This window comes from Brevibacillus sp. BC25, from assembly GCF_000282075.1.
Lineage (GTDB): Bacteria > Bacillota > Bacilli > Brevibacillales > Brevibacillaceae > Brevibacillus.
The window spans coordinates 1-11,622 of the sequence record NZ_AKIX01000122.1 but is presented as its reverse complement, the minus strand read 5'-3'; the positions used below and the strand labels follow the sequence as shown (position 1 = coordinate 11,622).

Genomic DNA, 11,622 nt, shown 5'->3' with positions numbered 1-11,622 from the left:
TGGCAAATCATTTAATGATAGACTCATTAACGCTTTCGCTGTTCAGTTTTCAAAGAACATTTTTCACTTCGCCGCCCAGAGGCGACTTTCTTAATTTACCACATAACCACTTAAAAAATCAAGTGTTTTTTAAAACTTTTTTTCGGCCACTCTGCGTTAGCGCAGCAGCGACGTTTGTTAATATAGCATGGATCACAAATAGAAGTCAACACTAATTGAAAAAATTTTATCCCATTAAAATAAAACCTGTTTCTCTGTCGCCATTTTCCCCTTCTTTGCATACGATCTCTTGGATCAACAAGCGCTGAAGCATCTTATCTATCACGAGAGGAATCTCAATCTCTGCCTCTGTAATCATCGGATGATTCATCAACTCTTCCAAACGCCAGGGCCCTGATTTTGTCTCCATGAGCTCAACCAAGTATCGAACAGATTCCTTTGTTCTGGATGCGATCCAAAATTCAATTGCCAGCACAAGTAGTTCAATTCGCTTCTCCAATGCTTCTGCATTAAAAGATAGCTCCTCATACAACTTATATATAGAAGGATCTATCTGTTTGACTTGCGTCCATAATGCTGGCTGAGGATGATCTCCCGCTTCATATACAATGAGACGAGCCAAATAGTGAATCGTTTGAATAGCAGAGTGATGCGCGTCCAGCATCATACCTTGCTGCAAAAACTCTTTTGTCTCGTGAAAAAAACGAAGGATTTGGGAATACTCCTTACAGATATGTTTTTTCTGGAGAGAAGATGACAAACTAGCCAGGCGCAACTTCATTTGTTTCATATAATGTTCTTTGTCCCAAACGATTTCTGCCCTTCGAAGCATCTCGGCAAGTCGTTCATCCAAACCGCAGATGGCTCCCTTCTCCAGCTGCCACGTGCTGATTTGCTGCTCGATGATCACTTGTTCCTGAAATAGCATGCGACAGATTTTACCATCAGCTTGGGGCTCATTTACTACGACGAAATAAAAGATTCCCTCGCGAAAGGGAACTAGCATATCCGAATCATTCAAAACAAGCACCGCTTGCACATCCAAACGCTGCTGGAGATTTTTCAGATACGTTTGCCTTAAAGTCATGCCTTGTTCCTCCCTGCCCCCTGGGTTGAACTTATGGATTCTACAAGTCTTGTCCGTTTCCTGCTTGTCAACAGACAAATCCTTTGTATGCTATACTATAGGGTAGGAGGAATGATCATGAAAAATACAGAACGCCTGAGCAAGATCAAACGCATGCGCACATGGGGCAACTGGAGCATGGTAATCGGCATTTTGCTGATGTATACAGGGTACGCATTTTTTGCAGGTTATTTGGACTTTATTCCTTTACTTGGAAGCCTCTTAAAAGGCTCTTACATTTTTATGACGCTGCTTTTGATCATCGGGTTCATTCTGACAATGGGCAGTACAGTCTTGTTTATGATTTCTGGGATGGTCTCCACGTCAGCTCCACAGGTGCAATGTCCTTCATGCCAAAAAGTCACGAAGATGTTGGGGAAAGAAGACGCCTGTATGTTTTGTGGACAACCTTTACGCATAGAAGACGGACATCCTCAGCAAAACCAGACATAATATGATTCCTTTCATCTATACGTAAAAAGCCACCTGCTAATTCCCGAGCATTCGGGGTGCAGGTGGCTTTCTTTCTTGAAAGCTGTCTGTCTTTTATTTCAGAGTCTCGTCAATTGCTTGCCATATCTCCGGCACCTCAAAACCTCGGCGCCAAGAAGCTACACCCGCCAAGTCGTACTTATTGACGATCTCCATACGCTTCTTCATAGAAGTTACGTCTTCTATCCACATTTTATAGACGTTGCCATCCTTCGGGTCTTTATACTCCACATAATGTTGACCTGAAGCTTCATCCATAACTGGCGTCAGCTTGCGTTCGTCGATCCATTCCTGGGCTTTCGTCATGGAATAAGCTTTGGAGCTAACCTTTACAGTGCCATCAGCCTGCTTGGCTTCTGTCCACAAGCGTGTGTAAAAAGGCACACCCAGCAGCAGCTTTTCGTTAGGGACCTCTTCCAACACTCCTTGCAAGCCCCGCTCCACCCATGGCAATGATGCCACAGATCCAGCCTTTGGACTCGCTGCCCAATGCTCATCATACGTCATCACCGCAACATAATCGACAACTTCGGCCAAAGCTTTCCGATCCAGGAACATGGACCATTGCTTAGCATTTGACTTGATCGTCACATCAATGGTAACGGTCAGTCCTTGCTGATGGAGATACGGCGTCAGCTCTCGAACAAACTGAACGAGCTCCTCTTTCTCTTCTAAATACACATTCTCAAAATCGATGTTGATGCCATCGAGATCGTATAGATGAGCGTAGTACAAGAGTTGAGCGATTAACTTATCTCGCTTGTCATAGCTACTGAGAACAGATTTGGTCCAATCTGGATTAAAACCGTTTGTAACTAGACCCCAAACCTTGTAGCCCCTCTTATGGGCCCATTTGACGTACGCAGGATCAGCCCTGTTCAACAGATTTCCTTCTGCATCCTTCATTTCAAACCAAGTAGGAGAAACTGCATTTACCCCTGGTAATGCACCAATTTTTGAAACATCCGGATTTTTACTGACGACGTGCTCCCATACCAGGTTAATCTTTCCCTCAGGCTTCCAAGCAGCATGTTGTTGTCCGGTAGCAGTCGTGTGCTCCAGCTGGACTTTGCGCACATCCGTCATCTCAATACTTTTCTCTGAAATGAATCCGCCTACTCCTGAGGCCGTCAATATGCGATACCAGTTTTCCTTTTTGCCAAGAACGTCAACAACCTCTCCCGACGACAGCTCTGCTACGATTGGGGTTCGGTGAGAAGCACCGGTACGAACTACTTGTTTTTCCTCGGCAGCGATCACTTTCGCTTGCTGGATTTCGTAGCCCTCTTTTTCGACGACTAGGACACCCGTATCTGCTTTTTGCTCAAAAGAATAAGGATATAGCTTTTCCAAAGGATCCAACGGGACATAGCGTGTGCCGTCGACCTCTTTTACCGGAACGAGTAAATCCACAGGTTTTTTGTTCAGATAAGCGACAACTTCTCCGCTCTCCATCCGAAGCACCTTATCCTTCGTTGTGACGATAACGGAACGTGTAGGCTCATCCCAAAAAATCGAAGGATCAATGTTCTCTTTAATGAAATCAAAGGGCAGTAATATTTGCTCTGATTCCAATAAATACGTGGAATCTTTCCGCGAGCCTTCGTAAACAATCACATTTTTCTCACCATCATACGGCTGCACATGCTCAGTTGAGGCACGGAGCACAAAAAACCAGTAAATGCTGCCGAAGATGGCCAACAAGAGAAAGCTTAACAAAAACAGCGTACGAAAAACCCGTCGTTTCCTTCTTCTTGGTCGCAGAGCTCTACCCGACTCCCTGCTCATAATCTCCACCTGCTTCCCGGTACATAAGCCTGTCTTTTGACTTGGGCTGTATGATTTGACTCATTATTTCGATCATAGCGTTGGTTCAATCCATTCACAACCTTTTGTATTCTGGTAATTCACGGACAAGCTTCCTACCAAGAAGAAGACGTACGAAAAGCCAAAAGGTTACAGATATCGACAGAAAGGGTTATGTCCTCCAAAAGCAAACACCCCCTGCATCACCGGGATTATCCGATTCAAGCAGGAGGTGCTCATCCATCAAATACATTCTTAGTGGGGATTCTTTTGACAGGAATCACAAACGCCATAAACTTCCATACGATGTCCGGTTACTTTGAAGCCGATGTCCTTGGAAGCAGCTACTTCTGCATCCCGCAAATACGGAAAGTGGAAGTCACTGATTGCACCACAGGTGGAACAGATCGCGTGATAATGATCTTCTTCCACATTGGCATCGAATCGGCTGGACGCATCCCCGTAAGTGAGCTCTGTAACCAATCCAGCATCTTTAAAGACTCGTAGATTGTTATAAATCGTTGCAACGCTCATATTCGGGAATTTGCCTTCAAGGGCTTTATATATTTCGTCAGCCGTCGGGTGAGTCATCGTTTCCAGCAAATAGGTCAAAATTGCATGGCGCTGAGGTGTCATGCGAACCCCGGTATTCTTCAGGATTTCAACAGCTTTCTCCACACGTTGTACCATCTTGTTACACCCCACAGTCTTTCGCAAGACAAAAGAACAAGCTTCTCTAATGTCATTGATTAGAATTACTATAAATAAGTGTACGTCTAGTCGGCGAAAACTGTCAATATCCATTCATCCGATTTGGAAAGAAAGAAGTGGAAAATCAAGTTTTTACTTTGCTTTTGCGGGCTTTTTGGTTGCAGGTTTTTTGGTTTTTTTGGCTTCCGCCTGTGCAAACTTACACATGGATTGAAGTGTACAGCTACCGCACTGTGGATTGCGCGACGAACATACACGTCTGCCGTGCCAGATTAGCCAATGATGGGCATCCGTCCACTTCTCTTTCGGAATACGCTTCATGAGCTGACGCTCCACTTCGTCCACATTGTCGCTATTCGCAAGGCCTAACCGGTTTCCTACGCGGAATACATGCGTATCCACCGCGATCGCAGGAATCCCGAATGCATTGGACAAAACGACATTTGCAGTCTTTCTTCCTACCCCCGGCAATGCTTCGAGCTCCGCATGCGTTTGTGGAACTACGCTATTGTATTTTTCGTACAAGATTCTACAGGTTTCTAAAATGTTTTTACTCTTATTCTTATACAACCCGAGCCCTTTTATATGCTCTTCCATTTCTTCCTGTGTCAAATGAAGGTAATGCTCCGGCTGGTTTAGCTGCTGGAACATGGGTGCCGTAATCTCATTCACCCGTTTATCTGTACATTGAGCAGAAAGAATGGTCGCAATGAGAAGTTCAAATGGGGTTGTATAATTCAATTCACAGTGCGCATCCGGATAAAGCTGCTGCAAATTATCCAAAATGTCGGCAACAGGTACTTTGCGTTGTGCCATAAATATATCCCCCTTTTCCCTACATTATACCGCCTTGGTCAACACAGCGATCGATAGCACCGCAAGCTGCACCTGTTGTACAATGAGTCTGGAAGTATTTAACGGGAGGGGGTTTTCCATGAAAGTATTCCTGACTGGTGCCACAGGGTTTGTTGGACGAGGTATACTCGAGCGCTTGCAAGCAGAAGGATATGAGACCGTTTGCCTCACCAGAGCTAGTTCAACAGGTAAGCTTCCCAACAAAGAATCCGCCAATGCACAAATAACGGAAGCAACTGGCGATCTATTTGATAAAGAATCATTGATGAGAGCGATGCAAGGCTGCGATTCTGTCATCCACCTCGTCGGAATTATTCGCGAACAACCGGGGAAAGGCATTCACTTTTCTCGTATCCATGTAGAAGGTACAAAAAATGTACTGGACGCCGCCAAGCAAGCTGGAATCAAGCGCTTTGTCCATATGAGTGCTCTTGGTGCACGCGAAAACGCCACGAGCGCCTATCACCGAACCAAATACGAAGCGGAGCAGCTTGTGCAAGAAAGCGGTATTCCATACGTCATTTTCCGTCCCTCTGTTATTTTTGGTCCTGGGGATGAATTCGTGAACATGCTCGCCGATCTAGTTCGGTTACCTATCACACCGGTCATTGGCGATGGCTCATACCCTTTGCAGCCAGTTGCTCGCAAGACAGTGGCCGATGTATTCATCCAAGCCTTGAGCAGACCAGAAGCGACCAATCAAATTTACGAAACAGGTGGACCCGAACCACTCTCCTACGGACAAATCCTAGATACGATTGGCGAGGCTATCGGAAAGCGGAAGGTCAATAAAATTCATATTCCCCTTGCTTTAATGAAGCCTGTGGTAAATATGATGGAGAGATTCCCATTTTTCCCGATTACGAATACGCAGCTCACCATGCTGCTAGAAGGAAACGCATGTAAGGACGGAAAGCTTCTCTACGATACTTTTCACACAGAGAGAATCAACTTTCTCCCGGGAATCACCACTTACCTGCGTACCAAATAAAAATAGGAGCCCCCTGCTTGATCCCAGGGGGCTTTTGCCTATTCGTGCAGCGTTTTCTCTACTGCACTTGTCTCTTTATTAATATGACGAGCCACAACGAAAAGATAATCAGACAATCGGTTGAGGTATTTGACCACGGACGGATTTACCTGCTCCTGCTGTGCCACATGGACTGCTTTGCGCTCTGCACGTCTGACGACCGTACGCGAAACATGGAAGGCAGCTGCTGCCGGATGTCCGCCAGGCAAAATAAAATTGGTGAGTGGAGGCAACTTTGCATCTAACATGTCAATTTGCTCTTCCAGAAAAGTAACGTCCTCTTCTGCAATTGGCCAACCTACCTTTTTACCTTCTGGCGTCGCCAGCTCAGCCCCTACATGGAACAGCTTTGTCTGAATGACATGGAAGACATCCTGCAATTCCTTCCATTCTTCTGTCGCAGGCAACAGGGCCAGTGCCAATCCAATCTGCGAGTTGGCTTCATCGCACGTACCGTATGCCTCAACACGGTCTGCAAACTTAGGCACGCGGACACCTGCAACCAGTGACGTCTCACCTTTATCCCCTGACTTTGTATAAATCTTCATTCCGTATCCCCTCCACAGGTTCCGTTTACAAAGCTTCTGCGACCAGAATCAATTCTGAGCTATTTGCATCAAAAGATGTCTTTGCAAAAGAACCGTATCGTTGTGTGACCTTCAAGCCGTTTAAGCGAAGCAGATGATGAAGCTCCGCGGGGAAAATATAGCGGAGAGTAAATCGGCCCCTCACCCGTTCCGTCACAACTCCCTGTGCATCCGTACGCTCGTATATGCGTGTCACTTCGGACAGTTGCTGAAAATGGTCATAACGGGTGTAATCCCACATCGCAACCTCTTCCCCCGACGGGAGTGGATAGGTGCCACGCAAGGACATTTTTTCATTTTCCTCGTAAAAATGATGAATCTTGGGCACAAACACGTTCATGATGAACTTCCCGCCTGGAGCCAGATGCTTGCGAATGCACGTCAATGCCTTCATTTGCTCTTGAACATGCAACAGGTGCAAAAACGACCGAAAAGGAATCATAATCTGCGAAAATGACTCCTGTAGGTCAAAGGTGCGCATATCCCCCTGCAATAGCTTCAAGCCGGATGTTACACCTTGTTCCTCTGCTTTTACCTGAGCCCTTGCCAACATATCCTGGGAAAGGTCAATCCCGGTAACGTCGATGCCAGCCTGCGCCATCGGAATGCTGATTCTTCCGGTGCCGCAAGCGAGATCCAGCACTTTTCCCCCTGCCAGCTTGGCTTGTTCCAGATAGAACTCAACATCACCCGCAACACCGCGTTGAGTGAGATCATAGTAGTCAGCCCATTGATACATATTGCTCATCTGGTCCTCCTATGCTTGCATTTCTTCTGATTGAAGGTAGGCCATAACGAGCTTTGCCGTGTTGTCGAGCGCTTCTTTATGTGTACGTTCATGGGAGTGAGATGCATCTACTCCCGGTCCGATCAAACCATGGACAACGTCATATCCAGCTCTCAGTGCAGCACTTGCGTCAGAACCATAGTAGGGATAAATGTCCACTTGGTAGTTCAGACCGTTCGCTTGTGCGAGCTTGGTCAGATGGCTGCGCAATCCGTAATGGTAAGGTCCTGTGGAATCCTTCGCACAAATGGACACGCAATACTCGTCTGTCGTCTGTCCGTCCCCAATCGCGCCCATGTCGACAGCCAGGTACTCCACCACGTTGTCAGGGATGCTGGAGTTGCCTCCGTAGCCAATCTCTTCATTATTGCTGATAAAAAAGTGCGTGGTGTAAGGCAGCTTCACGCTGGATTCACTCAGTTCTTTCAGAACCCCCAGCAACACAGCCACGCTTGCTTTGTCGTCGATATGGCGGGATTTGATAAAACCGCTATTCGTTACCGTCACCCGCGGATCAAAGGAGACGAAATCTCCGACGGAAATCCCAAGCGCAAGGACCTGCTCTTTGTTTGTGACCTTTTCATCCAGTCGGACTTCCATGTTCGCATCATTGCGCTCAGCTTTCCCCGCTTCTGAGCTGTATACATGCACGGAAGCTTTGGTGGACAAAATGGTACCGGTTACAAGACGACCGCTGCTAGTCTCTACGACGCAGTGCTCCCCTTCAATCGCATTGAATGCAAAGCCGCCGATCAAGGTCAGCTTCAAGCGTCCGTTGCTCTTTATTTCTTTTACCATCGCGCCCAGCGTATCGACGTGAGCTGTCAAGAGTCTTGCCTTTTCGTTATTGGCCCCCGCTACTGTTGCAACGATTGCCCCTTTGTTTGTCCGTTTATAGGAAACGCCAAGCTTTTCTAACTCTTGTGCAACCCAGGCCATTACTTTTTCCGTATTGCCAGATGGACTTGGGATGTTCGCCAATTGGCAAAAGCTTTGTACAACATATTCCGTGGATACACTCATCTGTATGTTCCTCCATTCGCCCATTGCGAAATAAACGTTAGGATTGAAGTTCTTCCTTAATAAATTGAAGCACTTCCTGCACATGCCCTTTGACCTTTACTTTTGGCCATACTTTTGCGATGTTGCCTTCTTTGTTGATGACGAACGTCGTGCGTTCTATGCCCATGTACTCTCGTCCGTACATTTTTTTCAATACCCACACACCATAAGCCTCTGCCACCTGGTGATCCGGATCTGCCAGAAGTGGAAAAGGCAATTCGTGCTTCGCGATAAATTTGTCATGTGATTTCACAGAATCCGGACTAATCCCGAGAACAACTGTATTCAGCTCAGCAAAGCCCGAATGGAAGTCACGAAAGTCGCATGCTTCTGTGGTACATGTCGGTGTTTGGTCCTTCGGATAAAAATAAAGTACCACATTTTGTCCATGAAATTGGGAAAGTGAGATGGTCTGATTGTTGCTCGCCTGCAAAGTAAATGCAGGTGCAGCTTGTCCTACTGCCGTCAAACTTTTCCCTCCTCTCAATAATGTCCTGTTTTCGCTGGTCCCATTTTACCACAATCTAGTAGTCACTTCATCCGCATACAAGTTGCGCTTTGATTCAGAAAAGGATAGAATAAAAAAAAATAAAATTTGGCCTAGTCAGTTGGATGGTGAATTCGCATGAAAGAGTTTTTTGAAGTAACAGATCCAGAAGCGCTAAAATCGCTTGCTATAGCGGAACGGGTTAAAATTTTGGAACTCTTTGAAGATTTGGAGCCCAGAACGGCCAAACAAATCGCTACAGAACTAGGCGAAAATGCTGCACGGCTACATTACCATGTGAAGGAGCTCGTGCGTGTTGGGCTGCTCGAGCAAGTGGATACCCGGGTAAAAGGCTCTATTGTGGAGAAGTATTATGAGCCTGTTGCCAAGGTCATTCAGGTCAAGCTCCAATTGATGATTGAAGAAAACGCTCAACAATTAAGTGATGTCATGTTTACTCCGTTTCGTACTACGGAAAAGGACCTCATGCGAACTCTCAATCGCTTCGTCGCAAGCGACCAAGATGTTAGGAAAGAGTATCAAAATACGTTCGCTTATAATTTGACTGAATTTTATTTGAGTCAAGAGGAACGTAATCAATTCGTGGAAGACATCTCTGATCTGTTGCAAAAGTACAAAGGGTTCAAAAAGGAATCTGGCCGTCGAAAATTCAAGTTTTTCGACACCCTGTTCCCATTGACTCCAGCTGACCCAACAGATGATTCAGATGATCCTTTTGATGATTCGGATGAATAAGTCACCAAGAAAACCATCAGGTACGATGGTTTTCTTTCATTTTCTAATCAAAGGAGGACTCCCATGCGGACGATCTTGTTTGATTTCGACGGCACAGTTGCCGATACCCTCCCCTTGATCTTCACCGCTTTTCGCTCTACCTTTCAGCAGTTTTTACAAGAGCATTATACCAACGAGCAAATTGTAGCTCTCTTTGGCCCCACAGAGACAGGCATTTTGCAAAACAAGCTTCCCACACATGTGCATGACAACGCCCTCGCTCATTTTTTTCGTGTATACACGGATGAACACTCCCGCGTACAAAATCCTGAAAATATCCGAAGCATGCTCGATGAACTTCACGCAGCAGGTATCCAAATGGGAATCGTAACAGGAAAAGGGCGCAAAAGCGCTGACATCTCCCTTCGAGAATGGGGATTAGCTTCGTATTTTTCCGTCGTGATCACAGGGGATGAGGTCACACATCCAAAGCCTCATCCAGAAGGTATTTTTACTGCTATGAAACAGTTAGGCGCTACGCCTGCGGAAACCATTTTCGTAGGTGACAGTGATGCTGATGTGTTGGCTGGTCGAGCCGCTGGTTTGCGAACAGTCGGTGTGGATTGGCTTTTGGTTACACAAAAGTCGGGAAAATTCGATCCCGAACCTGACTACCACTTTACGGATGTGCAAGCTTTTACCGATTGGATACTCAAATGCTAGATGAAAAAGGGTGTGCCCTATAGCCGAAGCGTGGACACACCCTTTTTTAATTAATACGCCCGTCCGAACCAGACGCTATGCTGTGACTCTTTGCCGCAGCAGATGCAGGCTTTCTTTTGTACAGGAGGCTCAAACGGGATGTTGCGAGAAGTGAACTTGGTTTCCTCTTTGATCTTCGATTCACAAGCATCATCCCCACACCAGCCAGCTAACACCCATCCGCTCGTTTTGTTTTCGCTCTCGCTTTTTGCAATATGAGCGGTTAGCTGCTCCAGTGTATCGATACCCAAATGTGAGTTCTCATCACGGAAGGCTAGTGCTTTTTGGAACATATTTTGCTGAATCTCTTCCAACAGTTGAACAACTGTTTGCGCGATACCTTCAAGTGAAACCGTCACCTTCTCCCCTGTATCACGGCGAGCCAGAATTACTTGACCATTTTCCACGTCACGCGGGCCGAGCTCCAGACGCAGAGGCACGCCGCGCATTTCCCACTCATTGAACTTCCAGCCTGGTGTTTCTTCGCGAAGATCCGCACGGACACGCACACCTGCGGCCTTGATCTCGTCAAAGAGTGGATCAAACGCCTCCATGACTTTCTCGCGCAGCTTCATCGGACCGACTGGGATCATAATAACCTGTGTCGGAGCCATGCGAGGCGGCAACACTAGACCGCGGTCATCGCCATGCACCATGATCATCGAACCAATCAGTCGCGTAGAGGTTCCCCATGATGTGGTGTGAACGTACTTGAACTGATTGTCACGATCCAAAAACTTGATTTCAAAGCCACGCGCGAATTTATCGCCCAAATAGTGCGAGGTTCCCGCTTGCACTGCTTTGCCATCCTTCATCATCGCTTCAATGGAGTACGTGTCAACAGCACCGGCAAAGCGTTCACTTGGTGTTTTTTGTCCCTTCCAAACCGGAATGGCCAGCTCCTGCTCGACGACCTCTCGGTAAATCTCCAGCATTTGCATCGTTTCCTGACGAGCTTCCTCCTCTGTCGCATGTGCCGTGTGGCCTTCCTGCCAGAGAAATTCTGATGTCCGCAAGAACGGCATCGTCCGCTTTTCCCAACGAAACACGTTTGCCCATTGGTTGATTAATACAGGCAAGTCGCGGTAGCTCTGAATCCATTGGCTGTACATATGTCCAATGATCGTCTCAGAGGTTGGACGTAGCGCGAGCTTTTCCTCTAGTGGCTCCCCCCCCCCCCCC

At 46.7% G+C, this 11,622-nt stretch carries 13 protein-coding genes; 4 read left to right on the top strand and 9 right to left on the bottom strand.

What is annotated here, in order from left to right; all coding sequences use genetic code 11:
- Window positions 1-226 precede the first annotated feature (226 nt).
- Window positions 227-1,087 (bottom strand): hypothetical protein, encoded by an 861-nt coding sequence (locus PMI05_RS26900; protein ID WP_007728762.1) that lies wholly within the window; start codon window positions 1,085-1,087, stop codon window positions 227-229.
- Window positions 1,088-1,204: 117 nt separating this feature from the next.
- Between PMI05_RS26900 and PMI05_RS26895 the strand changes: the two genes are divergently transcribed.
- Entirely contained in the window at window positions 1,205-1,579 is a 375-nt protein-coding gene (locus tag PMI05_RS26895; RefSeq protein WP_007728760.1) for a YgzB family protein, read from the top strand.
- A gap of 93 nt (window positions 1,580-1,672) precedes the next feature.
- Here PMI05_RS26895 and PMI05_RS26890 read toward each other — a convergent pair whose 3' ends face one another.
- The 3 genes from PMI05_RS26890 to nth all read right to left on the bottom strand — a co-directional run bounded on the left by PMI05_RS26890 (window position 1,673) and on the right by nth (window position 4,951).
- A complete protein-coding gene (locus PMI05_RS26890; RefSeq protein ID WP_007728758.1) occupies window positions 1,673-3,406 on the bottom strand; it encodes a glycosyl hydrolase family 18 protein in 1,734 nt (577 codons plus the stop codon).
- 273 nt (window positions 3,407-3,679) lie between these two features.
- Complete coding sequence (perR, locus tag PMI05_RS26885) at window positions 3,680-4,114, bottom strand: peroxide-responsive transcriptional repressor PerR (protein WP_039961469.1); 435 nt, start codon at window positions 4,112-4,114, stop codon at window positions 3,680-3,682.
- 153 nt (window positions 4,115-4,267) lie between these two features.
- Window positions 4,268-4,951, bottom strand: a complete 684-nt coding sequence (nth, locus tag PMI05_RS26880) for an endonuclease III (protein WP_007728754.1) — start codon at window positions 4,949-4,951, stop codon at window positions 4,268-4,270.
- A 118-nt stretch (window positions 4,952-5,069) separates the two neighbouring features.
- Between nth and PMI05_RS26875 the strand changes: the two genes are divergently transcribed.
- Window positions 5,070-5,981 (top strand): complex I NDUFA9 subunit family protein, encoded by a 912-nt coding sequence (locus PMI05_RS26875; protein WP_007728752.1) that lies wholly within the window; start codon window positions 5,070-5,072, stop codon window positions 5,979-5,981.
- A gap of 38 nt (window positions 5,982-6,019) precedes the next feature.
- On the opposite strand, the gene PMI05_RS26870 is transcribed toward PMI05_RS26875, so the two are convergent.
- From PMI05_RS26870 to bcp, 4 genes are read right to left on the bottom strand one after another with little or no spacing between them, the layout of a single operon-like run.
- Entirely contained in the window at window positions 6,020-6,568 is a 549-nt protein-coding gene (locus tag PMI05_RS26870; RefSeq protein WP_007728750.1) for a cob(I)yrinic acid a,c-diamide adenosyltransferase, read from the bottom strand.
- 25 nt (window positions 6,569-6,593) lie between these two features.
- On the bottom strand, window positions 6,594-7,355 hold the full coding sequence (locus PMI05_RS26865) for a bifunctional 2-polyprenyl-6-hydroxyphenol methylase/3-demethylubiquinol 3-O-methyltransferase UbiG (RefSeq protein ID WP_007728749.1): 762 nt from the start codon (window positions 7,353-7,355) through the stop codon (window positions 6,594-6,596).
- A 9-nt stretch (window positions 7,356-7,364) separates the two neighbouring features.
- Entirely contained in the window at window positions 7,365-8,417 is a 1,053-nt protein-coding gene (locus tag PMI05_RS26860; protein ID WP_007728745.1) for a M42 family metallopeptidase, read from the bottom strand.
- 37 nt (window positions 8,418-8,454) lie between these two features.
- Complete coding sequence (gene bcp, locus PMI05_RS26855; RefSeq protein ID WP_007728742.1) at window positions 8,455-8,925, bottom strand: thioredoxin-dependent thiol peroxidase; 471 nt, start codon at window positions 8,923-8,925, stop codon at window positions 8,455-8,457.
- A 156-nt stretch (window positions 8,926-9,081) separates the two neighbouring features.
- Here bcp and PMI05_RS26850 point away from each other — a divergent pair, with 156 nt between their 5' ends.
- Both PMI05_RS26850 and PMI05_RS26845 read left to right on the top strand, forming a co-directional pair.
- Window positions 9,082-9,699: a helix-turn-helix domain-containing protein gene (locus tag PMI05_RS26850; RefSeq protein ID WP_007728741.1), complete on the top strand. Its 618-nt coding sequence runs from the start codon at window positions 9,082-9,084 to the stop codon at window positions 9,697-9,699.
- Between the two features lie 63 nt (window positions 9,700-9,762).
- Window positions 9,763-10,401, top strand: a complete 639-nt coding sequence (locus tag PMI05_RS26845; protein WP_007728740.1) for an HAD family hydrolase — start codon at window positions 9,763-9,765, stop codon at window positions 10,399-10,401.
- Between the two features lie 50 nt (window positions 10,402-10,451).
- On the opposite strand, the gene proS is transcribed toward PMI05_RS26845, so the two are convergent.
- A partial coding sequence (proS, locus tag PMI05_RS26840) for a proline--tRNA ligase (protein WP_007728739.1) occupies window positions 10,452-11,622 on the bottom strand: 1,171 nt, incomplete at its 5' end.